The organism is Arthrobacter sp. TJ-266 (assembly GCF_058269115.1).
Map to the genome: position 1 here is coordinate 458,696 of NZ_JBZCNC010000001.1, position 25,333 is coordinate 484,028.

A 25,333-nucleotide genomic window follows, 5' to 3' on the forward strand; every position below is an offset into this window, starting at 1 on the left:
GCCGTAGGTCAGGGCAGGAGGGCGATGCTGAGGACACCCAGTCCGAGCAGGAACAGGCCCAGCGCGGCGGGTACGGAGCGTGTCACCGTGCCCGTCGAGAAGCGCTCGTAGACCTTCTGGAGCCGGGCGCGCACTGTGTCACCGTGCGCCATGCCGAGTGCGAGCAGGATCAGGCAGGGCACGCAGTACACCACGGCGTACCCGGCGAGGACGAGGAGTCCGGTGCCCGTCGAGGTGTCGGCGTCGACCATCCGCTCGATCGCGATGAAGTAGGGGAAGGCGTTGGGGAGGTCCGCGCCCGTCATGATGACGCCGAGCGGCAGCGCGGTGCCCACGCCGAACCACGAGGGCAGGGTGATGCCCTTGCGCTCGCGCTCCCTGAGGCGGCGGAACCCGGCGATGAAGAGTGTCACCGCCGCGATGACGAACACGATCCGGCGCAGCCACACCAGACCGTCCCCCACGGCGTCGGCCGCTGCTCCTGCGGCGAGGAAGATGACGGCGCCGAGGATGAAGACGGTGCTCATGGCGCCCACGACGAAGGCGAGCGCGGCGGGTACCGGGCGGGTGGGTACCGTCAGCAGGATCAGGGTGATGGCCACGATGGTGGCCGGGTTGAACGAGTCGGCCAGGGCCAGGCCCGCGATCACGGCGAGCAGCCCGGCGGTCATGCCGCACCGCCCTTCGTGCCGATCCAGACGAGGAGGGCCTCGACGGACGGCACCGTCTCACCGGTCATCGCGTTCATGACGAGCCCGTCCCCGAGCAGGCGCACCGCCGACGCCGCCACCGGATCGCCGAGCTCGGCCTCGAGGAGTCGCTCCCACCGCGCGGATGCAGCGGCCGCCTCGCCGAGGAGATCGCCCGTCGAGGAACCCAGGTCGGTGAACGCCAGCAGGAGGGCCCGGTACAGATCCGCCTCCTCCCGCGACATCGACAGGCGGAGCCAGGTCTCGACGACGCGGTGGTCCTCGACGGCTGCCGCCAGGGCGCCGTCCATCATCGTGATCATCTGCTCGGCGAGACCCTCGACGAGCGCGGCCCGGCTCCGGAAGTGGTGCATGAGACCGCCCTTCGAGACGCCGGCCGCAGCGGCGATGGCATCGAGGGAGGGGATGGTGCCGGCGCTCAGGGTGAGCGTCCGCGCGGTGTCGAGGATGCGTTCGCGATGGGACATGAGGGAAGAGTATCAGGAGAACCGACCGACTGGTCGGTCTGCAGGTGAGTCACTTCCTCAGGTATCGAGCTCCGGGCGCGCGGCAGGGAGTCCGACGGCACCGGCCACGGACGTGACGAGGAGCGCAATCCACCCGAGGAGCAGGAGGGCGAACCCGCCGATGTCCCCGGCGCTCGCGTCGGATGATCCCCATGAGAGGTACAGGCCGTTGGCGATCAGGATCGGAAGGCTCCCCAGAGCGAGGATCACCGCGCCGATCTTCACGACGTCGAACCGATGACCCACAGCCCTGCCGATGAGGAGGAACCCGACCGGAGCGGCGAGCCCGAGGAGCGCCGAGGTCGCGTGGGCGGCGATGTACGTCGAGGGGACTGCGGAGCCGGCGACGAAAGCCACTCCGGCGAGGAAGGACACCACGAAGGAGAAGATGCCCGGCAGGGCGCGGCGCAGAGCGGTCATGCGTCACTGTGTCAGGGCGCGTGGCGGCGGCGCCCGATCGGCGTGCTCGTTAGGGTGGGGCCACCCCGCGGACCTCCGTCGTCGATGCGGCACCGTGAGCACGAAGCCGTACGGATTTCGAGCGTCATCACGCCGATCTGGTCACGCCACCCCTATGATCTCCTCAGTCGGCATCGCATCAGCAGCGCCGTGAGGGTGGGGGAGGGCAAGGGTGGTCAAGAAGTCTGCAGGTGTCCGGCTCGGTATCGGCGTGGTGACGGGGGTGCTCCTTCTCGGCACCTCCGGGTGTTCGTTGCTCAGTCGCGACCTCCCGGCGCCCGATCGCAACCAGGCCGGTGAGATCGTCACCGAAGCGGATACGAACGTCCTGTCCCTCGAGGTAGGGGACTGCACGTCGACGCTGGCGCCTCCCGATCAGGCTGAGGCCGCCGCGTCCGGGGAACGGGTCGGCGTCAGCGAGGTGACCGCCGTCCCCTGTCAGGAGGACCACGTCTTCGAAGCCTACGCAGAGTCGACGCTGCCTGACGGCGACTTCCCCGGCGATGCCTCGGTCGCCGACGCGGCCGATGCCTTCTGCGCGACCGAGTTCGAGGCCTTCGTCGGGTTGTCCTACGACGAATCAGAGCTCTACTTCACGGCTCTGTCACCCACCGAGGAGGGGTGGTCGTCGATGGGCGACCGGCAGATCCTCTGCATGGTGCACACGGAGGACGAAGCACCGCTGGTGGGGTCCCTCGCTGGAGCCGCGCGCTAGCCGGGCCCATGCAGTCCCACCATGAGCTGAGCCGGCGTCAGGGCACGCCCATCGTGCTCCGGACACCCGTCCCCGCGGACGCCACGCGGATCGCCGAGGTGCACGTGTCCACGTGGCGGGAGGCTTACGGGCACCTGCTGCCGACGGACTACTTCGACGAGGCGCACCTGCAGGGGCGCGTCGACATGTGGACGCGCATGCTCGGGGCGCCGCGGGAGGAGTGGTCCCTGCGGGTCGCGGAGCACGACGGCGGCCTCGTCGGGTTCGCGATGTCGGCACCGAGCCCCGCCGCGGAGGGTCATCAGCCTCCCCGGGAGCGGCAGCTGTTCACCCTGTACGTGCTGGCGGAGCACCACGGCTCCGTCCATCACCGACGCCCGGATGGTGCGCTAGCTCTCCCTGCGCGACGGTCCGCCATCCGCCCGATGCGCTACAGGTGCCTGAGGTACCGCTCGGGTGAGGTGAGGAAGGCCTGCCAGGCGGTGACGAGGTCGAGGTCCTCCCACCGTCGCGGTCGCAGCCCCCAGCTGCCCACCTCGAGGATCCTCGCCTGTGGCAACGCCGCGAGGAGGGGCGAGTGTGTGGACAGGATCACCTGGGACGTCCCGGACGCCACGAGTTCCTTGAGGACCCCGAGCAACGCGAGGCATCCGGAGAAGGACAGCGCCGACTCCGGTTCGTCGAGGACCCACAGCCCGGGCCCGCGGAACCTGTCGACCACGAGTTCGAGGAACGATTCGCCGTGGGACATCTCGTGGAAGGCGGCGTCCGGTCGGCTCATGCTGGGGTTCGATTCGAGGTAGCTGAAGAAGCCGTGCATGGTCTCGGCCCGCAGGAAGTACCCGCGGCGGGTGGTGCCGGCGTTCCGCACCAGCTGGAGGTGATCGGCGAGCACGGACTCGGAGGCACGGGTGGTGTGCTGCGCGCCCGTCGACCCGCCCTCGGGGGACAGCCCGTACGCCAGGGCGATGGCCTCGATGATGGTGGACTTGCCCGAGCCGTTCTCACCCACGAGGACGGTGGCGGGTCCGAGGTCGAGGCCGTGGTCGAGGATCGAGGCGACCGGCGCGAGGGTCGCCGGCCAGCTGCGACGGGCGAGGGGATGCTCGGGGTGCTCGGTCACCCGTCGGATCGGGAAGCGCTCGAAGGCCATGCGGACAGTGTGCCCTCGAGGAGCCCGAACGGCGAAGCACGCTGCGCCCCCACCCCGCTCAGACCAGCGCCGGCGTGAACTCCTCCTGCACGCGGGCCGACGGTTCCACCGAGGCCCAGGCCTCGGCGAGGACGCCGACCGCCCGCCGGGTGTCCTCCTCCGGGTAGCTGAACGGCACGCGGAGGAACCGCTCGAACACCCCGCCGGGGCCGAAGCGGGGGCCGGCGCCGAGCAGCAGGCCCCTGTCCCGTGCCGCGAGCGCGAGCTGCGAACTGACCGGACTCCCGAGGTGCACCCAGGTGCACAGGCCGCCGTCCACCCGCGGGACGTCCCATTGCGGCAGCGCCGCGCCGAGGAGGGTCTCGAGCAGTGCCCGCCCCGATCCCAGCTGTGCGGCACGGAGCCGGAGCAGCTCGTCGTAGGTGCCGAGCAGCTCGAGGGCGATCAGCTGCTCGAGGATGGGCGTCCCGAGATCGTGCGCGTACCGCGAGTGGACGAGCCTCTGGATGAGCGATTCCTCCGCCCTGATCCACCCGATGCGCAGGCCGCCCCACACCGTCTTGCCCATGGAACCGATGAGCACGGCGGGGCCGTAGGCGGCCAGCGGCAGCTCGGGCGCGCCGTCGATCCTCAATTCCGCCATGGTCTCGTCCGCGACCACCAGGGTGCCCTCCGCTCCGGCAGCGGCCATGAGGCGCTCGCGCTGCGCGGGGGGCATCACGGCTCCGGTGGGGTTGTGGAAGTCCGGCATGACGTACGCCAGGGTGGGCCGGGCGCGCCGGAACACCTGTGCGAGGCCGTCGTCGTCCCACCCGCGCCGCGCATCGACGGTCACGGGCACGAGCCGCCTGCTCGCGGACCGCAGGGCCGCGTAGGCGTGCGGGTAGCTCGGTGCCTCGATCAGCGCGGTGTCCGCGCGCGTCAGCAGGGTCCGCGCGAGCAGCGAGATGGCGTGCTGCGCCCCGAGCGTCACCATGATCTGGGCGGGGGTGGTCGGTACGCCGCGCGCCGTGTACCGGTCGGCGAGGGCCTGCCGCAGTCTCGGGAGACCCGAGAGGTCGTACCCGTCGCCGTTGAGGTAGGCCGGGAGCGCACGGGCCGCCGCGCCGGCGGCCTCACCCACCTGGGGTGCCGCGGGGAGCGCGGCCTTGCTGAAGTCGAGGACGACGCCGGCCGCGCCGTCGTCGTCCTCGGTACCCGATCCCCGCCCGGGCATGGCGACGACGCTGCCCGAACCGCGCGTGCTCTCGAGGTACCCGGCGGCGCGTAGCTGGGCGTAGGCCGCCGCCACGAGCGTGCGGCTGACCCCGAGCCGGCCGGCGAGCTCACGTTCGGCCGGCAACCGGGTGCCGAGGCCCAGCCGGCCGTCGAGGGCGAGCAGCCGGATGCGGTCCGCGAGGGCGGCGTAGCCGGGCCCGGCCGTCCGCCACGCACCGAGTTCGGCCGCGAGGCGCGGGGCGCTCAGAACCATCATGGGGCCACCATGCCACGATTGGCATCTTGATGTAAGTCCAATTCCCGGCTCTACTGGATCAATGACCTTCCTCGGCGTACGGCGCTGGCTGCAATTGTTCGTGGGCCTGTTCCTCTACGGCCTCGCGCTCGCCATGATGATCCGCGCCACCCTCGGTGTCTCCCCGTGGGACGTCCTGGCGCAGGGCGGCTCGCTGCAGACCGGCATCCCGTTCGGGTTCATGACCAACATCATCGGGCTGATCGTGCTCCTGCTCTGGATCCCCCTGCGTCAGCGGCCCGGCGTGGGCACGGTGCTCAACGCGCTGCTCGTGGGCCCGAGCGCGGAGGTGGGGCTGGCGGTCCTCGGCGCACCCGAGGCCCTGTGGGCGCGTGTGCTGCTGTTCGTCGGAGGCCTCGTGCTGCTCGCCGTCGCGACCGGCCTCTACCTGGGTGCCCGGCTGGGTCCGGGTCCGCGCGACGGGCTGATGACGGGCCTGCACGCCCGTTTCGGCGTCCCGATCTGGGTGGTCCGCACGGCCATCGAGGGAACGGTCCTGGCACTCGGCTGGCTGCTCGGGGGCTCGGTGGGCCTCGGGACCGTGGCCTTCGCGCTGTTGATCGGGCCGTTGATCAACGTCTTCCTCCCGTACCTCCGCGTTCCCGAACGCCCCCGCAGCGCCCCTGATGCCGTGGCGACCGGCACCTAGACTGGGGGAGTTGCCGCCGACCCCGAGAGGTACCCATGACCGCCGACGCCCCCAGCGCCGAGACCCCCAGCCCCTGGAACGAACTCGCGCCGGGCATCTACGTGCTGCCCACCGCCGGCTTCCGGATGAACGTGGGGCTCGTGGTCGGGACTCTGAAGGCCCTCGTGGTGGACACCGGCGAGGGGCCGCGATCGGCCGCCGAGGTGTACGCGCACGTCCGTGACATCACGGACCTCCCGCTGGTGGTCGTCAATACCCACGCGCACGCGGACCACTTCTTCGGCAACGACCACTTCCGCTCCCAGGGCGTCGAGGACATCTGGGCCATCTCGCGGTGCAGTGCGGCCCAGGGCGAGACGGGCGAGGAGCAGCGCGCGCTCGTCGCGGGCGTGGAGCCGGGCATGGCCGGGAACGACGGCGCGGGCACCGCCGTCCTGCCGGCGAACAGGCTCGTGGACGGCGCACCCGTGGACCTCGATCTCGGCGACGTGCACGCCACGCTCTTCCACCTCGGACGCGGGCACACCGACCACGATCTCCTCGTGGGGGCGGGCAACGTGCTCTTCGCCGGGGATCTCGTGGAGGAGGGGGCGGACCCGGCCTTCGAGGACTCGTTCCCCGTGGACTGGGTGCGGACGCTCGGCAAGATGATCGCGCTCGAGGACCTGTACGACGTCGTGGTGCCCGGGCACGGCGCGCCCGTGGGGATGGCCGAGGTGACCACGCAGATGAACAAGATGCGCAGTGCCATCAGGGTGACCCGCATGGCCATGGACGAGGCGTCCGTCGACATGACCAAGGCCATCCCGATCCTGCCCTACGGGCCGGAGCAATCGAGGGCACTGTTGATCCGCCTCCGCACCCTGGCCCATTGGACCTGGCTGACCCGCAAGCACTGACTACGAACGGGGTCAGGAGGACGGGGCTAGGAGCCGAACACCGTGCGGTCGAGGAAGGCGTTCCGGAACGTCCCCTCGGGGTCCAGGCGACGGGCGAGTGCCCGGAAGTCGTCGAACCGCGGGTAGAGGGGAGCGAGGTCGGCTGCGGTGGCGGTGAACAGCTTGCCCCAGTGGGGCCTGGCTCCGAAGGGCGCCAGCGCCGCCTCGAGCTCCGGCAGGAGCGCCTCGACCTCGGGCTGCAGGCGCTTCCACGTGAAGTGGAGCCCGATGCCGGCGCGGCCGTGGTTGTTGCTGAGCCAGAGGGGATCCGCCGCCATGGAGCGGAGTTCGGACACCTGGAGCAGGGGTGCCATCCGTGGACCGAGCGCCCGCATGGCCCGGATGGCATCCACGGCATGTTCGCGGCCCACCAGGTACTCCGTCTGGAGCTCCTCGCCGTTGCTCGGGGTGAAGGCGAGTTTGAAGTGCGCCAGACGGTCCGACCACGGGCCCGGCTCGCCGAGCTGCTCCGTGCAGTGGTCCGCGGGGACGCCGGGTACCGGATGCTGGGCGCGGTCGGCGGGCGTGCCGCCGAAGAACTCCGTGGGCGCCGATCCGGCGTCGATCCTGCTCTTCAGCCACGCCTGCGTGATGGTGTCGCTGGTCCAGTCGGTGAAGAGGCTCACGCTGTAGGCCGCGGAGGTGGCGGCGTCGTAGTTCCCGAGGACCGCCTCCCACGGGACCTCCGTGAAGACGTCCTGGCGCACGTTGAACGTCGGCTCGATCCGGAGCGTCACGCGGTGCACCACGCCGAGCGCGCCGAGTCCCACCACCATGCCGTCGAAGTCGGGATCGCCCTGCCGGACGACCAGCACGTCGCCCGAGGCCGTCACGAGCTCGAGCCCCACCACCGCCGTGGCGAGGTTACCGTTGCCGTCCCCCGATCCGTGCGTGGCCGTGGCGATGGCGCCACCCACCGAGATGTGGGGGAGCGAGGCGAGGTTGTGGAGGGCGAAGCCGCGGCGCTGGAGGAGCTCGGCGAGCACTCCGTACCGTGCGCCCGCGCCGATGGTGACGGTCATCGCGGTCTCGTCGATGACCACGTCGGGATCCATCACGTCCAGGGCGATGAGCGTCCCTGGAGTGTCCGCGGTGTCGTTGAAGGAGTGCCGGGAGCCGAGGGCGCTGACCCGCGTGGCGCCGGCCACGGCGCGCTGCAGTTCGGACAGGGAGGTGGGATGCTCGAGCGACCGGGCGCGGTACTCGTAGTTCCCGGCCCAGTTCAACCTGTCGCGTACCTGTTGCTGGAGCATGGTGGTCCTTGTCCGGTCGGTGTCCTCGGGAAGGGCGTGCGCCGGGACCATGCACGAATGATGGCGCGGCGACAGCCCCGGGAGAATGCCCGCCCATCCTACAACGTTGTAGACTCGCACAACGCGTGGCGTACCACGCACCACCACGGCATTCGAGGAGCGGCATGGCGGCGACATTGAAAGACGTTGCGCTCGCGGCCGGGGTCTCGATCAAGACCGTCTCCAATGTCATCAACGACTACCAGCACATCCGCGCCGACACGAAGCAGCGCGTCATGGAGGCCATCAACGAGCTCGGGTACAGCCCGAACCTCTCGGCCCGCAGCCTGCGGTCGGGGAAGACGGGCGTGATCGGCCTCGCCGTGCCCGAGCTCTCTCTCAGTTACTTCGCCGAACTGGCCGACGCCGTCATCACGGCCGCCGAGCGGCGCGGCCTGAAGGTCCTGATCGAGCAGACCGGCGGCGGGGACCGCGCACGCGAACTGGAGATCCTCCGGAGCCCGCGCCTGCAGATGACCGACGGCCTGCTGTTCAGCCCGCTCGGCATGTCCAACGAGGACGCCCATCACCTCAACGTGAACTTCCCCCTGGTGCTGCTCGGTGAGCGCATCTTCAACGGACCCACCGACCACGTGACCATGAGCAACGTCGAATCGGCACGCGCCGCCACGGCGCACCTGATCTCCAAGGGCCGACGTCGCATCGCCGTCGTCGGTGGTCACCGTGGCGAGGTCATCGGCTCGGCCGGCCTCCGGCTGCGCGGGTACCAGCAGGCGCTCGAGGAGGCAGGGATCCCCTTCGATCCGGCCCTGGTGGGGTACACCACCTTCTGGCACCGGGCCAACGGCGCCACCTCGATGCGCGAGCTCCTCGAATCGGGCGTGGAGTTCGACGCCATGTTCGGCATGAACGACACCCTGGCGCTCGGCGCGATGCGCGTGCTGCAGGAGGCCGGCCGCCGAATCCCGGACGACGTCGCGGTGATCGGCTTCGACGACCTCGACGAGGGCCAGTACTCCCTGCCCACGCTCTCCACGATCGATCCCGGCCGTGTGGAGATCGCCGACACCGCGGTCCGCGTGCTGCAGGAGCGGATCGCCGGACGCGACAAGGACATGAGGCCGCGCGAGTTCGAGGCGCGCTACCGGGTCATCGAACGGGAATCCTCAGCGCTTGCCGGGTAGACGGCTCACCCGTCCGTTCTAGCGTGACTCCGGCCGGAACTGCCGGCGCAGTGAGCCGGGAACCCCTGCGCGCCCGCGCGGCGGAAGGCGCCCACCCTTGCCTGATCGCCTCCGGCGATCACGGTTCGGGCGTCGATGCGCTTTCCCTGTCCATGGCGCTTGACAGTGACGGGCCTCACTCTGCATGCTTCTTCTACATCGTTTACCTACAACGATGTAAACATCGGAACCGACGCTTGCCGACACCCTCGCCCCGCGAGGTGCCCACGCAGGAGGACGGACCCGGATCAAGGAAGATTCGAGTGGGCGCTCTCACCTGGCGTCCCGGCTGATCCTCCTCCCTGCAGCACCTGGACAGGCCGCCCCCGAGGCGGACCACGGTGGACCCCCACCGCGAGAGGAAGCACAAGATATGAAAGCCAAGTTCCTGGCAACGGCCGGCATCGTCGCCGCCTCTGCTATTGCACTGACCGCCTGCTCCGGTGGCAGTGGCGAAGGCGGCGGCAGCGAGGAAGCGGCCTCCTGCACCAACACGATCGTCAACGCCGATGCGCCCCAGGTCACCGTATGGGCCTGGTACCCGGGCTTCAACGAGGTCGTGGACGCCTACAACAACGCCAACGACGACGTCCAGATCTGCTGGACCAACGCCGGGCAGGGCAACGACGAGTACACCCGTTTCTCCACCTCCATCGAATCGGGCTCCGGCGCGCCGGACGTCATCCAGCTCGAGTCCGAGGTGCTGCCCTCCTTCACCATCCGGGACGCCCTCGTGGACCTGACCGAGTACGGCGCGGCGGACGTCGAGGCCAACTACGCGGAGGGTGCCTGGGAGGATGCCTCGAGCGGTGACGCGGTGTACGCGATCCCCGTGGACGGCGGACCCATGGGCATGGTCTACCGACAGGACATCTTCGATGCCGCAGGTATCGCCGTGCCCACCACGTGGGAGGAGTTCCGCGCCGCGGCCGAGCAGCTGAAAGCCTCCGGTGCCCCCGGCGTCCTCACCGATTTCCCGACCAACGGACGTGCCTTCAACCAGGCGCTGTTCGCCCAGGCGGGTTCCGAGCCGTTCGACTACGACTCCGCGAATTCGCAGGAGATCGGCATCAACGTGAACGACGACGGCGCCAAGATGGTCCTCGAGTACTGGGACGGGCTGATCAAGGACGGCCTCGTCGCCACGGATGACGCCTTCACGCCCGACTACAACACCAAGCTCGTCGACGGCACGTACGCGGTGTACCTGGCAGCGGCGTGGGGCCCCGGCTACCTGCAGGGCCTCTCCGACGCCGATCCTGATGCGCAGTGGCGAGCAGCGCCGCTTCCCCAGTGGGACGCCGCCAACCCCGTCCAGGTGAACTGGGGTGGCTCCACCTTCGCGGTCACCGAGCAGGCCGGCGACAAGGAACTGTCGGCTCGCGTCGCCAAGGAGATCTTCGGCTCGGAGGAGCAGATGAACCTGGGCATCGAGGTCGGGGCGCTCTTCCCGTCCTACGCGCCGGTTCTCGACTCGCAGGAGTTCGCCGACAAGGAGTACCCCTTCTTCGGTGGCCAGCAGATCAACAAGGACGTGTTCCTCGAGGCCGCGGCCGGCTACGAGGGTGCGACGTACAGCCCCTTCCAGAGCTACGCCTACGACCAGCTGACCGTGCAGATCTTCGCGATGGTCCAGGACGAGAAGGACGCGAGCCAGGCGCTGGACGACCTCCAGGCGTCCCTCGAGCAGTACGCGACCGAGCAGGGCTTCACCCTGAAGTAGCACCTGGGGGAGGGTGCGTGCTCCGTGCGCGCACCCTCCCTCCGGCATTCGTGGACCCCGTCCACCGCGTCATCCGCCCCACAGCCTGAGGAAAGACCACCATGGCAACGACCACCGCGCCGACGTCGTCCCACCGCGCCGAACCACCCGGAACCCCGCAGCAGGTGAAGCACCGGCCCGATCGCAGCTTCCGGCGCCGACAGCGCTGGGGGTGGCTCTTCGTGGCGCCGTTCGCGGTCGTCTTCGTGGTCTTCCTCATCCTGCCGCTGGTGTTCGCGTTCCGGATGAGCCTGTTCAGCAGCACCCTGGCCACGGGCAACCGCTTCGTGGGCGGTGACAACTACGTGAAGGCGTTCGGGGACCCGCTGTTCCTCGAGGGCCTCGTGACGGTCGCGAAGTTCGCGTTCATCATGATCCCGGCGCAGATGCTGGTGGCGCTGGTCGCGGCGCTCGTGCTCGACAACCTCGCCACCTGGGCGTCCAAGTTCTCCCGCCTCATGATCTTCATCCCGTACGCGGTACCGGTGGTCATCGGAGCCCTCATGTGGGGCTTCCTCTACAGCCCGCGGTTCGGCCCGGCGAGCACCATCTTCGCCCTGTTCGGTGCCGAGGCACCGAACTTCCTGGCTCAGGACGCCATCTTCGGCAGTCTCGTGAACATCGTGACCTGGCAGTGGGCCGGCTACTACATGATCATCATCTACGCGGCACTCCGCGGGATCGATCCCGGCATCTACGAGGCCGCGGTGCTCGACGGCGCGTCCGACCGGCAGATCGCCACGAGGATCAAGATCCCCATGATCTCCTCCTCACTCGTGATGGTGGTCATCTTCGCGCTGATCGGGACGCTCCAGTTCTTCACCGAACCGCAGGTGCTGCGGGGTGTCGCTCAGGGAGCCATACCGACGGACTACACGCCGAACATGTACGCCTTCTCGCTGGCGTTCTCCTACAGCCAGTTCAACTACGCCTCGGCCATCTCCTTCGCCCTCGGCATCGTGGTGTTCGTGTTCTCGTTCTTCTTCCTCTTCCTGACCCGCAAGCAGAGCGGACTGAAATAAGCCATGGCCCTCGTCACAGACACGATCAAGCAGCAGGACGGAGGCCGCGGGAACCGCAGTGCGGCGTCACGCAGCCGGGCCCGCAACGGCGGCCCCCGCATCGGCTCCCACATCTTCCTGCTCATCCTCGTCATCTACTTCATCACCCCCATCTGGTGGCTGACGGTCGCGAGCACCAAGGACACCGCGGGCCTGTTCGGCGGCTCCGGGGGGCCGCTGTGGTTCGACGACGAGTTCCACTTCGTGGACAACGTCCAGGGCCTCTTCGACCGCCAGAACGGCATCTACTGGCGCTGGCTCGGCAACTCGTTCCTCTACGCGATCTCAGGCGGTGTGGGGGCCACCGTCCTCGCGGTGCTCGCCGGCTACGGTTTCGCGAAGTACAAGTTCCGCGGCCGTGGCGCCTTCTTCGGGATCCTCCTCGGTGCCGTGATGGTGCCGCTGACCGCCCTCGTGATCCCCACCTTCGTGCTCCTGAGCGAAGCGGGCCTCGTGAACACCATCTGGGCCGTCATCCTGCCCTCGCTGCTCAGCCCGTTCGGGGTGTATCTCATGCGCGTGTTCGCCCAGGAGGCCATCTCCGACGACCTCCTCGACGCCGCGCGGATCGACGGCGCCGGTGAGATCCGCACGTTCTTCACCATCGCCCTGCCCCTGCTCCGCCCGGGGATCGTGACGGTCCTGCTGCTCTCGGTGGTCGGGACGTGGAACAACTTCTTCCTGCCGCTGGCGGTCCTCAGCGACCCGCTGCTGCTCCCCGTGACGGTGGGCCTCAACGGGTGGACCGCCCTCTCCAACGCGGGCAGCGGCGGTGAGGCGCTGTGGAACCTCATCACCACGGGCGCGTTCATCTCGATCATCCCGCTGATCATCGCCTTCCTCTCCCTCCAGAAGTACTGGCAGGGCGGGCTCTCACTCGGATCGCTCAAGTAGCCCCCGGGCTGCCCACCGTCCCCTCGAGATCCCTCCCGCCGCTCACAGCCGCACGCGCAACGAAAGTAGTCCCATGCAGAACGCACGTCTCACGCTCGACCCCCATTTCACGGTCGGGCGGATCAACCGCAACATCTTCGGCGGCTTCGTCGAGCACCTCGGGCGCCACGTGTACGACGGCATCTACGAGCCCGGCCACACCACGGCCGACGACGAGGGCTTCCGCCAGGACGTGATCGACCTCGTGAAGGAGATGGGGGTCTCCACCATCCGCTACCCGGGCGGCAACTTCGTCTCCGGTTTCCGCTGGGAGGACAGCGTGGGCCCCCGCGAGGAGCGCCCCACCCGCCTGGACCTCGCCTGGCACTCCACCGAGACCAACCAGGTGGGCATGCACGAGTTCGCCTCCTGGCTCCGGAAGGTGGACAGCGACCTCATGCTGGCCGTGAACCTCGGAACCCGGGGCACGCTCGAGGCGCTGGAACTGCTCGAGTACGCGAACCTGCCCAAGGGCACCTCGCTCGCCGACCAGCGCATGGCCAACGGCCGCCCCGACCCGTTCGAGGTCAAGATCTGGTGCCTCGGCAACGAGATGGACGGCCCCTGGCAGCTCGGGCACCGCTCCGCCGAGGACTACGGCAAGATCGCCTCACGCACGGCGAAGGCCATGCGCCAACTGGACCCGTCCATCGAACTGGTGGCCTGCGGCTCGTCGAGCGCCCACATGCCGACCTTCGGCGAATGGGAGCGCGTGGTGCTCTCGCACACGTACGATGACATCGACTACATCTCCTGCCACGCCTACTACGAGGAGAAGGACGGCGATCTCGGCTCGTTCCTGGCCTCGGCCGTGGACATGGATCGCTTCATCGACTCCGTGGTGGCCACCGCGGACCACGTGAAGGCCGTGCGCCAGAGCTCCAAGACGATCAACATCTCCTTCGACGAGTGGAACGTCTGGTACATCAGCCGCTTCGAGAACGTGGACAAGATCAAGGGCCTCGACAACTGGCCCGTGGCCCCGCGCCTGCTCGAGGACTGCTACTCGGTGGCAGACGCCGTGGTGTTCGGCAACCTCATGATCTCGCTCCTGAAGCACGCGGACCGCGTGACGTCGGCGTCGCTCGCGCAGCTCGTCAACGTGATCGCACCCATCATGACCGAGCCGGGCGGCCCGGCCTGGCGCCAGACCACCTTCTTCCCCTTTGCGCTCACCTCGAAGCTGGCGCAGGGCTCGGTGCTCGAACTCAAGCTCGACGCCGGCACCTACGGGACGAGGACCTACGGTGAGGTGCCGCTCGTCGACGCCGTCGCCACGCACGACGACGCGACGGGCAACACGGCCGTGTTCCTCGTCAACCGATCGCAGGAGGAGGAGATCACCGTTACGATCGACATCGCTGCCCTGAACGGGTTCAGCACCGTCGACGCGCAGTCCCTGTTCGACGACGACGTGTATGCGAAGAACACCCTCGAGGAGCCGGAGCGCGTGAGCATGAAGACCAACACCTCCGCGGTGATCGACGGCGGGACCGTCACCATCACCCTGCCGCCCGTCTCCTGGACGGCGCTCTCCCTGGCATGAGTCCGCTCGATGAACATGGTCCTGAGTACACGATCGAGGGCGACGGCTACACGGCCGTCGTCCTCGGCCTCGGGGCCACCGTCCGCGAGCTCACCCACCAGGGGCGGCCTCTGACCGTCGGCTTCGGTGCCGACGAGGAGATGCCGAACTTCCGCGGTGCCTTCGTGGCGCCCTGGCCCAACCGGATCGGCGACGGGCGGTACACGTTCGACGGCGTCGAGTACGAGCTGCCGATCAACGAACCCGAGCGGGGCACTGCGCTGCACGGGCTCGTGTACGCGGCATCGTGGACCCTCCTGGACCACTCGGCCTCGTCGGTGACACTCGCGTGCGTGATCCATCCCTCCGACGGCTATCCCTTCGAACTGGCCCTCGAGGCGCGGTTCTCCGTCGACTCGCTGGGCCTCCGCACCGACGTGCGGGCCACCAACACCGGTACGTGCAGGGCACCGTACGGGGTCTGCCCGCACCCGTACCTCCTGGCGGGCCCGTCTCCGCTGGACCACTGGGTGTTCGAGCTCCCCGCCACGACCGTCCTCACGGTCAGCCCGGACCGGCTGCTGCCCATCGCGAAGAAGCCGGTGGCCGGCACGGCCTTCGACTTCCGCACCGCCCGGCCCGTCGGTGACGTCCAGATCGACCACGCCTTCACCGGGATCATCCGCGACGGCAGCGGACTGGCCACGGTCCGGGTGACGGATCCGGAGGCGGGCACGGGTACGGCGATGACCTGGGATGCCACCTGCCCCTGGGTGCAGATCCACACGGCCGACCTACCGCAGAAGCCGGAGAGCACGCGACTGGGCCTGGCCGTGGAGCCCATGACGTGCCCTCCCGAGGCCTTCTCCACCGGCGAGGACCTCGTGGTCCTCGAACCGGGGGAGTCACACCGCACCGGCTGGACCATCACGGCGCTCTGACCCGAGCCGGTCCACCGCGACCGATCGGTCGACGCCGCTGATCAGTGCGCGGGGACGTCAGGCGGCCAGCACGCGGTCCGACGGCAGCGCGTGACCGTGCGCGTCGACGAGCGCGAGCAGGTCGTGCAGGACGGCGGCCGGCGGCTGTGAGGCGTCGACCACGGCGAACGAGCCGACATCCGGCAGCTCCCGGTAGGCGGCGGCCAGCGCGGCGAGGTGCTCGGGGTCCTCGACGTCCGTGCCGCGGGTGATGACCCTCCCGAGTGCCACCTCGACCGGGACGTCGAAGAGGGCGACGACGTCGGGACGGGGGAGCACAGCCAGGAGCCACGGCACGAACCGCCCCCGCGGCAGCCCGCGAGCCGCCCGGAGGGCGAGCTGGCAGTGGAGCCCCCGGTCGATCACCGCGACGCCGTCGAACCTGCGCAGCCGCACCTCGTTGACGAGTGCGTTGGTCACGCGCGCCGGGGTCTCGAGCAGGTCGAGGATCCGGGGACCCGGCGTCCAGCAGAGGGCTGACCACCAGCGGGCCATGGTCCTGCGGCCCGCGGGGGTCCTGAACACGGCGGCGTGGACCCCCCGGGCCGTGAGTGCCCGCGCGAGGTCGACGGCGGCCGTGCTCTTGCCGGAGCCGTCGATACCGATGAGGAGGATGCGCAGGGTGATGCCTTCCGGGAGGGGGGTCATGCAGTTCAACGGGATGCGGACGGAGCCTGTTCCCCGGACCGGCGCACCGGCGCCGGACCGTTGTGCCCGCCGGGTCTGGTCACGTGGGCCGTCCGCGGGTACGGTACGTGCAGACCCGGCGAGGAGGCCCTGCATGGACGACCAGAACATCCTGACCACCATCCGATCCCTGGTGGACGAGGAACACGCGTTACGTGAGCACGAGGGGGACAGCGTGCAGGGACTCGAGAACGCCCAGCGCCTGCGCAGGCTCGAGGAGAACCTCGACCAGTGCTGGGATCTCCTGCGGCAGCGGCGGGCCAAGAAGGAGTTCGGGGCGGACCCGGACACCGCAGCGGCCCGGCCCATCAGCCAGGTCGAGGGGTACCTGCCGAGGTCGAGGAGCTAGGGCGCCTCGACGAGCCGGCGCCGGTCGAGGAGTTCCTGCTCCTCCTCCCGCGTGAGCCCCGACCTGCGCTCGCGGTCGAGACCGCGCGAGCGTTCGTCGTCGAGCGTGGACTCGAGCGTCTCCCGGAGACTCCGCAGCGCGCCGGCCGCTCCCTGCGAGAGGGCGCGGGACACCGCATGGAAGGCCGCATTGCTGCGGCGGTTGAAGCCGGAGAAGGAATCGGGGAGCCAGAGCGGCAGGGACCGCGGGCCGGCCCAGTAGGTCACGCCCTGGTCAACGAGCCAGTCCGCGGGTGCCTCGATCACGCCGCCCGAGTGTCCCGCGACGGCTCGGGCCTCGGCGAGGACGTCGGCGAACGGCTGGGCATCGCCGACGGCGTTGTAGGCGCCGCTCACGCCGGCCCTGCCTGCCGCGACGGTCCAGGCCGCGAGATCCCGCACGTCGATGACCTGGACGGAGCGCCCGGCGAGATCCGGTGCGAGGACGTCCTCCGTGCCCGCCAGGGCGAACCGGGCCACCCAGTACCCGAAGCGGTCGCTGCCGTCCCCGGCCCCGACGATCAGCCCTGCGCGCACGATCAGGAGGCGCTCGCCGAGCGCCTCCACCAATGCCTGCTCGCACAGCACCTTGGCCGTCGCGTAGTCGTCGTGGTCGGGTGGGTCCGCCGGGGTGGCGAGGGCGGCCGATTCGTCCGCTCCGGGCTCGTCGTGCGCCGCGTACACGGAGCAGGACGAGATCAGCGTCCAGTGCGCGGCGCGCCCCGCGAGAGCGTCGAGCGCCTCCCGGGCGTGCTGCACGTTCCACGAGATCTCGACGATCTCGTCCCACTCCGTGTCCCGGACGGCGTCGTAGGCGCCCGGTGAGGAACGGTCGGCGTGCACGAAGGTGGCGCCCTCCGGTGGCGGGCCGGAGGCCCCCCGGGCGAGGCAGGTGACGTCGTCGCCGTCGTCGATCAAGTGCCGGGCGATCTCCCGGCCGAGCCAGGCGGTGCCGCCGAGGATCAGGATGCGTCTCATGACCCCACTCAACAGCACCGCGGCCCGGCTCGGTAGGGACGCCGCGCGTCACTGGCCGCCGACGTGCACCGCCCGCTCATTGAGGGGCTGCGCCGGCCGGTTGTTCCCCTCGTACAGGCCGGTGAGCGTGTCGATCTGCTCCTGGCTCAATTCCACGGGGGTCTGCATGACCAGCCACTGGACGCCCTCAGAGCAGGGCGGCGTGGTCAGGCTGCCGGTGTAGGCGAAGTGCTGGAGGGAGGAGGGCATCATGCTCTGCACGTCGATGGTCGCCGGTTCGGGGCTGCCTCCTTCGCGAGCGGCGTCGATCAGCGGGTCGAAGGCCGGGTTCTCCGCACCCGCGACGCCGAGCACGCCGATGACCAGCAGGTTGCCCTCGGCGTCCTTGTTCACGAAGTGGAACTCCACGGGTGCAGCCGATCCGTCGACGGTGTGCTCCGAGGGGTCGTGGTAGTGCATCTGTTGCAGGGTGTACTCGACGCCGTTGTAGATGAGGCCCGCCCCTGGCTGGGCGTTGAGTTGGAGGGTGTGGCCGGTGTCCGTCGCCTCCTCGCCGACGGGGCTGTAGGTCAGCACCAGATCGTCCGCCTCGGCGGCTGCGTCCGACGGCAGGTCGATGGGCGATTGCGACGTCCCCGTGGCGCACGTGGAGAACTCCGAGGCGAGTTCGCCCCAGTGGTCGGGGCCCGCCTCGCCGACGTAGGCCCAGTGCGGTGGGGCGGAGGACGGCGACTCCGCGGCGGATGCGGACGGGGCAGCGGAGGACGACGCGGTGGCGGAGGGAGCCTCGACCGCCACCGGCTCCTCCGGAGCCGAGCATCCGGAGAGCACAGCGGCGAGGACGAGGGCGCCGAGGGAGAGGTTCGTGAAGGACGCCGAGCGGCGGGAACGTACTGGGAGGGGCATGGGAATCCTTGGTCGCGGGGCGCCCTGGTTGGCACCCGATGGTTAGGCTCCCAAAGTATCCTGATAGTCCGCTCGGAGGAAAGGAGATCCTGCAGCTCGAACGCCCTGTCAGAGCACCAGTCCCAGGGCGTACGGCCCGATGATCACGGTGAACATGGTGATGAGGATGACGCCGACCAGGTTCAGGACGATGCCGCCGCGCACCATCTCGGAGATCTTCACGTTCCCGGTCGCGTACACGATCGCGTTCGGCGGTGTGCCGACGGGCAGCATGAAGGCGCAGGTCGCCGCCAGCGCGGCGGGGATGAGCAGCGTCTGCGGGTCGATACCGATACCCACGGCCACTCCGCCGAGGATCGGGATGAACGTCGCGGCCGTCGCGGTGTTGCTCGTGATCTCGGTCAGGAGCAGCACGATGGTGACCACGGCGGCCAGCACGAGGATCACGGGTAGCGCGCCGAGGCCGCTCACTCGCTCGCCGAACCATGCATCGAGTCCGGTGCTCGCAACGGCCCCGGCCAGCGACAGGCCCCCGCCGAAGAGCAGCAGTACGCCCCAGGGGAGGCCGTTCTCGGCGTCCTTCCACACGAGGGTCATGTTCCCCTTCTTGTCCGCGGGGATCAGGAAGAGGGCGATGCCCGCGGCGATGGCGATCACGGTGTCGTCGAAGCTCCCGAGCCAGGGCGCGGCCGTGGCCACGGCGCCGATGTTCGAGACCAGCCCGGGGACGATCCACAGGAAGGCCGCGCCGGCGAAGACCGCGAGAACCACCCTCTCGCCCTGGCTCATCCGGCCGAGCTTGGAGATCTCGTTCTCGATGAGCTCCTTCCCGCCCGGGATCTCCTCGAGCGTGAACGTGAAGATCACGCGGGTGATGAGGAGCCAGGCGAGGGCGATGAAGGTGATGACGATCGGCACGCCGAGCATCATCCACTGGACGAACCCGACATCCTCGCCGAGCTCCGTCTGGATGTACCCGGCGACGATGGCGTTCGGCGGGCTCCCGAGGAGGGTCCCCAGGCCGCCGATGGTCGCCGCCCACGCGACGGAGAGGATCAGCGCGACGCCGAAGACCCTGACCTCCTTGTCCTCCACCACGTCGCTGACCGATTTCCCGGCGGCGAGGTCCTTCTTCGTGCTGCCCTCGGTGGCCGTGCTGCCGCGGCTGTTCTCGACCACGAGGGTGAGGACGCTGAGGGCGATCGGCAGCATCATGAGCGCGGTGGCGGTGTTCGAGACCCACATGGAGAGGAACGCCGTGGAGATCATGATGCCGAGGATGATGCGCCTGGGATGCGTGCCGACGCGCCGGAGCGTCAGCAGCGCGATGCGACGGTGGAGGTTCCACTTCTGCATGGCGATCGCGATCAGGAACCCGCCGAGGAAGAGGAACACGATGGGATTGGCGTACGGTGCCGTGGATTCCGCGACCGTTGACTCCGTGAGCATCGGGATCAGGACGATCGGCAGGAGCGAGGTCACGGAGAGCGGCAGGGCCTCGGTCATCCACCAGACCGCCATGAGGCCGGCGATGGCCGCGACGATCCGGGCGTCGTTCGAGAGGTCCGCGCCGCCGAGCAGGAGGTAGATCGCGATGGCGACCACGATCCCGACGCCCCTGAGGAGCCACACGCGGCCCACGGACTGCGACGGTTCCTCCGTCTCGTCCTCGCGGCGGGCGGCCCCCGCGCTGGTCGTTGCTCCCTCGGACTGATGACTCATGATGTCGCCTCCGCACGTCGCTGTGTGTTGGGGCACAAAAATAACAGCCGCAGATGAGAGCCTCAACGGCCGTCAGGGCATCATTCCTTCATAGCCCTCGTTCGGCGCGCTCTGACGGACCGGCGTCCCGCCGCCCTCGCGGCTCCTGCCCGAGCGTCAGTCCAGGATCCGCTGGTAGAGGAGGTGTTCCTCCCACCTACCTGCGATCAGCAGGTAGGACGGCGCAGTGCCGATGAAGGTGAAGTGCGCGCGCTCGAGCACGCGGCGCGAGGGCGTGTTCCGAGGCATGACCGACGCCTGGACGCGATGCAGTCCCAGCTCGTCGCGAGCACGCCGGAGAACCTCCGTGACGGCAGCGGAGCATATGCCGAGGCCCTGGAACCGGGAATCCAGCCAGTAGCCGAGATGCGCGTTCAGGAAGGGGCCGCGGACGATCCCGCTCAGCGTGATGGTGCCGATGACGGCGTCCTCCAGCCCGATCACCCACCCCCTCGCAGCTCCGGACGCCTCCGCTCCCAGGTGGGTGGCGATCAGCGCTGCCTGACCCTGCTCGGTGAAGAAGGATGCCTGCCGCGACGGCTCCCACGGGGCGAGGTGTTCGCGATTGTCCGAGTAGGCCGCAGCGAGGGCGCGAGCATCACCGAGGGACAGGGCCCGGAGGAGAGCTCCACCCGGCAGGCTGGGGAGGGACATACCGTTACCCTAGGTGGCCACGGGCACGGTCACCCTGAGCGAGGGGGAGTATGCAGCCGAACGTCATGATCCGGGAAGCCCTCGCATCCGACGCGCGGGGTGTCGCGCGTTCACAGATCGATGCCTGGCGTGCGGCCTACGTCGACATCCTGCCCGCCGCGTACCTCGCCGCCATGGATCTCGATCGACTCACGGCGGGATGGGAGCGCCGGCTCTCGGTGGGTGGTTCGGACGTCCGGCACCTGGTTGTCGTCGTTGATGGTCGGGTGGCGGGCTGGTCGGGCTTCGGGAAGCCGCGGGACGCCGTCGACGCCGGTGTGGGCGAACTACAGGCGCTCAATCTCAGCCCCCCGTGGTGGTCCCGCGGCATCGGGTCGGTGCTGTTCACACGATCGGTCGCCGAGCTCGCGGGAATGGGCTATGCGGAGGGCTACCTGTGGGTGGCGGACGGTAACGATCGGGCGATCGCCTTCTATGAGCGGCACGGCTGGTCGAAGGACGGCGTCACGAAGGACGACGACCGCTTCGACCCGCCGTTGCACGAACTTCGCATGGTGGCCCGCCTGACCGCCTGACCGCCTGACCGCCTGACCGCCTGACCGCCCGACCGCCTGGGGCGCCGCAATGACCTTTCCAGCGGCTGGCGTGCCCCCCGGCAAGCGTGCAAGTGTGGGCGGATGAGCACCCTGCAGCAGATCGACACCCCGTCGGGACCCCTGACCACCTATGTCGCGCGGCCCGAGGGCACGGTGCGCGGAGGGCTCGTGCTCATCCACGAGATCTGGGGCCTCGTGAGCCACACCCGCGACGTCGCCGACCGCTTCGCACGCGAGGGGTACGTCGTCGTCGCCCCTGACCTCCTGGCTGATCAGGGCGTCACCGAGGAGAACACCGCGGGGCTCGGTGAGGCGATCGCCAACCCCGACCCGGAGGCCCGGAACGCCGCGCAGCCCACGCTCCGTGCGTTGCTCGCCCCGCTTCGCGACCCGGCGTTCGCCGCCGTCACGATCGAGCGCGTGAAAGCCTGCTTCGACCATCTGCACGCCGACGAGGACGTCGCCGGGCGGGTCGGAGTGATCGGGTTCTGTTTCGGCGGCTCGTACAGCTTCTCGCTCGCCGTGCACGAGCCACGGCTGCTCGCCGCCGTTCCCTTCTACGGGCACGCCGACTTCACGGACGAGGAACTCCGGCGCATCGAGGCCCCGGTCCTCGCGTTCTACGGGCAGGAGGACGACGGCCTCGTCGCCGCCCTGCCGGAGCTCCGCGCCGCCATGACCGGTGCGGGCGTGGACTTCGAGGCGACGGTCTACCCCGACGCCGGCCACGCGTTCTTCAACGACTCGAACCGCTTCGCGTACCGTCGCGGACCCGCCGAGGATGCCTGGGTACGGACCGTGGACTTCCTCGCCCGGCACGTTGTCTGAGCACGGCCCGCTGCCCGGCGGCGGCTCGTCAGCGGGCAGCGCCGCGGCGCACGACGGCGGCACGCCCCTTCACGCCCGGCCGGCGTCGCTGGCCCTGGTGTTCCTCGGCGGAACCGCCGGGACGCTCGCCCGGTTCGGCCTGACCGCGGTGGTTCCGACACCCGCCGGACTCCCGCTCGGCATCCTCCTGATCAACGTCTCGGGGGCCTTCGCCCTGGGGCTGCTCCTCGAGGCCCTCGCGGTACGCGGGCCCGACGTCGGCGGGCGGCGGGCGGCGCGGCTCCTTCTCGGAACGGGTTTCCTCGGCGGGTTCACGACCTACAGCGCGCTCGCCGTCGACTCCGCGCTGCTCATCGGGGAGGGCCGCGGCCTCGCCGGCGCCGCCTACCTCGCCGTGTCGGTCCTGACCGGGCTCGGCGCGGCGGTCCTCGGCATCGTGGCGGCGGGCCGGTCCCGCCGTCGTCCGTCCCGCCGTCGTCCGTCCCGCCGTCGTTCTTCCCCCCGAGACCCCGGGGGCATTGCGTGAACCCGCTCGAGGTCCTCGCGATCGGTGCGGCGGGCGGGCTGGGCGCGGTTGCGCGCTTCGTGCTCGACGGCGTGATCCGCGCCCGCACGAGATCCCGTCTCCCGCTCGGCACCATGATCATCAACATCAGCGGTTCGCTGCTCCTCGGGCTGCTCACGGGGCTCGTACTCACGGGCGCGCTGCCGTCGTCGTGGGTGATGATCGCGGGCACGGGATTCCTCGGCGGGTACACGACCTTCAGCACCGCGAGCCTCGAGACCGTCCGCCTGGTGCAGGCTGAGCAGACCCGGGCCGCCGTCCTCTCGGGCGCCGGTACTGCGCTGCTCGGCCTCGCCGCGGCCGGGCTGGGCCTGTCGGTGCCGATCCTGCTCACCTAGGCTGCCGTCATGGCTGATGCAACCCATTCCACCCGCGGTGTCCGGCAGCTGCGCCTCGTCCTGGAGGTCGAGGACCACGAGGCCGCCGTCACCTTCTACCGGGACGTCCTCGGCCTGCGCGAGGAGGCGGCGTTCCAGGGCGAGGGTGAGGCCCGGGTGATCATCCTCGACGCCGGCCGCGCCACGCTCGAGCTCGCGAACCCTGCGCAGAAGCGGATGATCGACGACGTCGAGGCCGGTGGTGCGCCGAGCGATCGCATCAGGGTGGCCTTCGAGGTGGACGACGCCGTGTCCGCGACCGTGCGGGCGCGCGACGGCGGCGCCGAGGTCACCGCACCGCCCGTCGAGACGCCCTGGCGGTCCCTCAACGCGAGGCTGCGCGCACCGGCCGGGCTGCAGCTCACCCTGTTCGAGGAACTGGGCCCCTTGACGGACGGGCGGAACACGGGATCATCGGAGCAGGAGCACTAGCGCCCTGACGACTGACCGGCGAGGAACCGACGAGGAAGCGGAGGATCGATGACGAACCACGATGACGAGGGTGTGCCCCTGCAGGTGAGCGTCGTCAGCGCCCTCGGGCCCGATGCCGCGGTGCAGATCCCCGGCGAGGTGCCCCCGGGTGTCCCGCTCGACGCGGTGGACCCGGCGGCGTGGCAGCTGCCGGACGACGACGACGCACCGGACTACACGAGGATCGCGAACCTGCGGGCGGGGGACACCACGCCCACCGTCACGAATGCGAGTGACGACGGCGGCCTCACCGACTGGTCCGGCGTCGGTGGAGCCACCTTCGACGCCGGCGGGCTCGGGGCCGACGGCGGCGAGTAGCGCCACGTAGTCAGTAGCAACCCGGCGTGCTGACCCTGCGTGCTGATTCGATGAGGCGCTGACCGGGATCTCGCCGACCACGCCCCATCGGAAGCGCACCGGCACCCGCACGGCCGCGGACTAGGGTTGGACGGTGCCCAAGGACTTCGATCTCCGCTCCATCGCGGTGGGAGCCTACGGTCCGTCGCTGCTCTACGGCCTGGCGACCGGAGCGATCCTCCCGGTCATCGCACTCACCGCCCGCGACCTCGGGGCGGACGTCGCGACGGCGGCGCTCGTCATCACGCTCTCGGGCATCGGCTCCCTGGTCACGAACGTCCCGGCGACCCTCATCGCCACCCGCTTCGGCGAGCGCAAGGCCCTCGTCGGCGCCGCCCTCTGGTGCGCGGTGGCCATGTTCCTCGCCTTGTCCGCACCCACGCTGGCCGTGTTCGCGGCCGCCGTCCTCATGGTGGGGATGTCCGGTGCCGTCTTCGGTCTGGCCCGGCAGAGCTATCTCACGGAGGCCGTGCCGGTCCATTACCGGGCACGGGCCCTCTCCACTCTGGGCGGGGTCACCCGCATCGGCGTGTTCATCGGCCCGTTCGCGGCCGCGGCCGCCATGAGCGTCCTCGGGCTCGACGGCGCCTACTGGGTGGGCGGCATCGCGAGCCTCGCCGCCGCGGGCCTCAGCTGGCGCGTCCCCGAGCTCGTTGCGGCCGGTCGTGGGGCGCCGTCGTCGTCCTCCTCCGCCCTTCCGCCCCCGCCCACGGTGCGCTCGATCATGCGCAGCCACACGCGCGTCTTCCTGACCCTGGGCATCGGGGTGCTCCTCATCGCCGCGGTCCGCTCCACACGGCAGGCCGTGCTGCCCCTGTGGGCCGAGAACATCGGACTCGACGCCTCGGCGACCGCGCTGATCTACGGGCTCTCGGGCGCGATCGACATGCTGATCTTCTACCCCTCGGGCAAGATCATGGACCTCAAGGGGCGCCGGTGGATCGCCGTGCCGTGCATGCTCATCATGGGCACCGCCCTCATCCTCCTGCCGCTGACCTCGGAGTCCGTGGGGCTGCTGCTCGTGGCGCTCCTGATCGGGTTCGGCAACGGGATCGGCTCGGGGATCGTGATGACGCTCGGCGCGGACCTCTCGCCCTCGCCCGGGCGCCCGCAGTTCCTCGGGATCTGGCGCCTCCTGACCGATCTCGGGAACATGGGCGGCCCGGCGCTGCTGGCCCTCGTCACGGCGCTGGCCACGTTGTCAGCGGGCATCTGGGCGACCGCCACGCTCGCCTTCCTCGGCGCGGGCGTGCTCTGGTACTTCATCCCGAAGGGCTCGCCCGGAGCGGCGGGCCCGGACCACTGACGCGCGCCCGCAGGACTGACGCGGCGCCGTCCTGCGCGGTTCCGCGGTCGGACGTCACGCAGTAGCGCCGTCGCGCAGTC

The 25,333-nt window shown here is 70.0% G+C and carries 28 protein-coding genes; 17 read left to right on the forward strand and 11 right to left on the reverse strand.

The genetic code is table 11. From position 1 onward, the window contains the following. Positions 1–8 precede the first annotated feature (8 nt). From AC4D12_RS02345 to AC4D12_RS02355, 3 genes are read right to left on the reverse strand one after another with little or no spacing between them, the layout of a single operon-like run. The gene (locus AC4D12_RS02345; RefSeq protein ID WP_490948171.1) at positions 9–671 is read right to left on the reverse strand and encodes a GAP family protein; all 663 of its coding nucleotides are present in this window, start codon (positions 669–671) and stop codon (positions 9–11) included. Next, a complete protein-coding gene (locus tag AC4D12_RS02350) occupies positions 668–1,177 on the reverse strand; it encodes a TetR/AcrR family transcriptional regulator (RefSeq protein WP_490948172.1) in 510 nt (169 codons plus the stop codon). Before AC4D12_RS02350 ends, AC4D12_RS02345 begins: the two co-directional genes overlap by 4 nt. Before the next feature lie 57 nt (positions 1,178–1,234). Continuing rightward, the gene (locus AC4D12_RS02355) at positions 1,235–1,636 is read right to left on the reverse strand and encodes a hypothetical protein (RefSeq protein ID WP_490948173.1); all 402 of its coding nucleotides are present in this window, start codon (positions 1,634–1,636) and stop codon (positions 1,235–1,237) included. A gap of 211 nt (positions 1,637–1,847) precedes the next feature. Here AC4D12_RS02355 and AC4D12_RS02360 point away from each other — a divergent pair, with 211 nt between their 5' ends. Next, positions 1,848–2,390 (forward strand): septum formation family protein, encoded by a 543-nt coding sequence (locus AC4D12_RS02360; RefSeq protein WP_490948174.1) that lies wholly within the window; start codon positions 1,848–1,850, stop codon positions 2,388–2,390. A gap of 430 nt (positions 2,391–2,820) precedes the next feature. Here AC4D12_RS02360 and AC4D12_RS02365 read toward each other — a convergent pair whose 3' ends face one another. Together AC4D12_RS02365 and yczR are read right to left on the reverse strand one after the other, a co-directional pair. Beyond that, positions 2,821–3,543: an AAA family ATPase gene (locus AC4D12_RS02365; protein ID WP_490948175.1), complete on the reverse strand. Its 723-nt coding sequence runs from the start codon at positions 3,541–3,543 to the stop codon at positions 2,821–2,823. Between the two features lie 58 nt (positions 3,544–3,601). Beyond that, the gene (gene yczR / locus AC4D12_RS02370; RefSeq protein WP_490948176.1) at positions 3,602–5,017 is read right to left on the reverse strand and encodes a MocR-like transcription factor YczR; all 1,416 of its coding nucleotides are present in this window, start codon (positions 5,015–5,017) and stop codon (positions 3,602–3,604) included. A 61-nt stretch (positions 5,018–5,078) separates the two neighbouring features. On the opposite strand from yczR, the gene yczE reads away from it, so the two are divergent. Both yczE and AC4D12_RS02380 read left to right on the forward strand, forming a co-directional pair. Then, positions 5,079–5,705: a membrane protein YczE gene (gene yczE / locus AC4D12_RS02375; protein WP_490948177.1), complete on the forward strand. Its 627-nt coding sequence runs from the start codon at positions 5,079–5,081 to the stop codon at positions 5,703–5,705. Positions 5,706–5,740: 35 nt separating this feature from the next. Then, positions 5,741–6,604 (forward strand): MBL fold metallo-hydrolase, encoded by an 864-nt coding sequence (locus AC4D12_RS02380; RefSeq protein ID WP_490948178.1) that lies wholly within the window; start codon positions 5,741–5,743, stop codon positions 6,602–6,604. 26 nt (positions 6,605–6,630) lie between these two features. Here AC4D12_RS02380 and AC4D12_RS02385 read toward each other — a convergent pair whose 3' ends face one another. Beyond that, positions 6,631–7,896, reverse strand: a complete 1,266-nt coding sequence (locus AC4D12_RS02385) for an FAD-binding protein (RefSeq protein WP_490948179.1) — start codon at positions 7,894–7,896, stop codon at positions 6,631–6,633. Between the two features lie 164 nt (positions 7,897–8,060). Between AC4D12_RS02385 and AC4D12_RS02390 the strand changes: the two genes are divergently transcribed. The 6 genes from AC4D12_RS02390 (at position 8,061) to AC4D12_RS02415 (ending at position 15,341) form a co-directional block, all read left to right on the forward strand. Then, entirely contained in the window at positions 8,061–9,080 is a 1,020-nt protein-coding gene (locus AC4D12_RS02390) for a LacI family DNA-binding transcriptional regulator (protein ID WP_490948180.1), read from the forward strand. A 412-nt stretch (positions 9,081–9,492) separates the two neighbouring features. Next, positions 9,493–10,842: an ABC transporter substrate-binding protein gene (locus tag AC4D12_RS02395; protein WP_490948181.1), complete on the forward strand. Its 1,350-nt coding sequence runs from the start codon at positions 9,493–9,495 to the stop codon at positions 10,840–10,842. A 101-nt stretch (positions 10,843–10,943) separates the two neighbouring features. Then, the gene (locus AC4D12_RS02400; RefSeq protein ID WP_490948182.1) at positions 10,944–11,903 is read left to right on the forward strand and encodes a carbohydrate ABC transporter permease; all 960 of its coding nucleotides are present in this window, start codon (positions 10,944–10,946) and stop codon (positions 11,901–11,903) included. A gap of 3 nt (positions 11,904–11,906) precedes the next feature. After that, positions 11,907–12,836, forward strand: coding sequence for a carbohydrate ABC transporter permease (locus tag AC4D12_RS02405; protein ID WP_490948183.1), 930 nt, complete (start codon positions 11,907–11,909; stop codon positions 12,834–12,836). A gap of 73 nt (positions 12,837–12,909) precedes the next feature. Next, positions 12,910–14,421 carry an arabinosylfuranosidase ArfA gene (arfA, locus tag AC4D12_RS02410; protein WP_490948184.1) on the forward strand — a complete coding sequence of 504 codons (1,512 nt, stop codon included), beginning with the start codon at positions 12,910–12,912 and terminating at the stop codon, positions 14,419–14,421. Continuing rightward, positions 14,418–15,341 carry an aldose 1-epimerase family protein gene (locus AC4D12_RS02415; protein ID WP_490948185.1) on the forward strand — a complete coding sequence of 308 codons (924 nt, stop codon included), beginning with the start codon at positions 14,418–14,420 and terminating at the stop codon, positions 15,339–15,341. Before arfA ends, AC4D12_RS02415 begins: the two co-directional genes overlap by 4 nt. 57 nt (positions 15,342–15,398) lie before the next feature. Here the strand turns inward: AC4D12_RS02415 and AC4D12_RS02420 are convergent, their stop codons facing one another. After that, positions 15,399–16,028, reverse strand: coding sequence for a dTMP kinase (locus AC4D12_RS02420; protein WP_490948186.1), 630 nt, complete (start codon positions 16,026–16,028; stop codon positions 15,399–15,401). Between the two features lie 133 nt (positions 16,029–16,161). Between AC4D12_RS02420 and AC4D12_RS02425 the strand changes: the two genes are divergently transcribed. Next, a complete protein-coding gene (locus AC4D12_RS02425) occupies positions 16,162–16,416 on the forward strand; it encodes a DUF2630 family protein (protein WP_490948187.1) in 255 nt (84 codons plus the stop codon). On the opposite strand, the gene AC4D12_RS02430 is transcribed toward AC4D12_RS02425, so the two are convergent. The 4 genes from AC4D12_RS02430 to AC4D12_RS02445 form a co-directional block, all read right to left on the reverse strand. Continuing rightward, positions 16,413–17,432, reverse strand: coding sequence for an NAD-dependent epimerase/dehydratase family protein (locus AC4D12_RS02430; RefSeq protein WP_490948188.1), 1,020 nt, complete (start codon positions 17,430–17,432; stop codon positions 16,413–16,415). The two genes, AC4D12_RS02425 and AC4D12_RS02430, sit on opposite strands and share 4 nt — an antisense overlap. Positions 17,433–17,480: 48 nt before the next feature. Further along, positions 17,481–18,338 (reverse strand): carbonic anhydrase, encoded by an 858-nt coding sequence (locus AC4D12_RS02435; RefSeq protein WP_490948189.1) that lies wholly within the window; start codon positions 18,336–18,338, stop codon positions 17,481–17,483. A 108-nt stretch (positions 18,339–18,446) separates the two neighbouring features. Next, a complete protein-coding gene (locus tag AC4D12_RS02440; protein WP_490948190.1) occupies positions 18,447–20,060 on the reverse strand; it encodes an SLC13 family permease in 1,614 nt (537 codons plus the stop codon). 156 nt (positions 20,061–20,216) lie between these two features. Then, positions 20,217–20,753: a GNAT family N-acetyltransferase gene (locus tag AC4D12_RS02445; protein WP_490948191.1), complete on the reverse strand. Its 537-nt coding sequence runs from the start codon at positions 20,751–20,753 to the stop codon at positions 20,217–20,219. A 50-nt stretch (positions 20,754–20,803) separates the two neighbouring features. Here AC4D12_RS02445 and AC4D12_RS02450 point away from each other — a divergent pair, with 50 nt between their 5' ends. The 7 genes from AC4D12_RS02450 (at position 20,804) to AC4D12_RS02480 (ending at position 25,253) form a co-directional block, all read left to right on the forward strand. Then, positions 20,804–21,328, forward strand: a complete 525-nt coding sequence (locus AC4D12_RS02450) for a GNAT family N-acetyltransferase (RefSeq protein ID WP_490948192.1) — start codon at positions 20,804–20,806, stop codon at positions 21,326–21,328. Positions 21,329–21,430: 102 nt separating this feature from the next. After that, on the forward strand, positions 21,431–22,177 hold the full coding sequence (locus tag AC4D12_RS02455; RefSeq protein WP_490948193.1) for a dienelactone hydrolase family protein: 747 nt from the start codon (positions 21,431–21,433) through the stop codon (positions 22,175–22,177). Continuing rightward, positions 22,170–22,703, forward strand: coding sequence for a fluoride efflux transporter FluC (locus AC4D12_RS02460; protein WP_490948194.1), 534 nt, complete (start codon positions 22,170–22,172; stop codon positions 22,701–22,703). The genes AC4D12_RS02455 and AC4D12_RS02460 overlap by 8 nt, the downstream gene beginning before the upstream one ends. Next, positions 22,700–23,080 carry a fluoride efflux transporter CrcB gene (gene crcB / locus AC4D12_RS02465; protein WP_490948195.1) on the forward strand — a complete coding sequence of 127 codons (381 nt, stop codon included), beginning with the start codon at positions 22,700–22,702 and terminating at the stop codon, positions 23,078–23,080. Before AC4D12_RS02460 ends, crcB begins: the two co-directional genes overlap by 4 nt. 9 nt (positions 23,081–23,089) lie before the next feature. Then, a complete protein-coding gene (locus AC4D12_RS02470; RefSeq protein ID WP_490948196.1) occupies positions 23,090–23,551 on the forward strand; it encodes a VOC family protein in 462 nt (153 codons plus the stop codon). Between the two features lie 48 nt (positions 23,552–23,599). Continuing rightward, complete coding sequence (locus AC4D12_RS02475; RefSeq protein ID WP_490948197.1) at positions 23,600–23,908, forward strand: hypothetical protein; 309 nt, start codon at positions 23,600–23,602, stop codon at positions 23,906–23,908. A gap of 133 nt (positions 23,909–24,041) precedes the next feature. Then, positions 24,042–25,253 carry an MFS transporter gene (locus AC4D12_RS02480; protein ID WP_490948198.1) on the forward strand — a complete coding sequence of 404 codons (1,212 nt, stop codon included), beginning with the start codon at positions 24,042–24,044 and terminating at the stop codon, positions 25,251–25,253. The last annotated feature ends 80 nt before the right edge of the window (positions 25,254–25,333 follow it).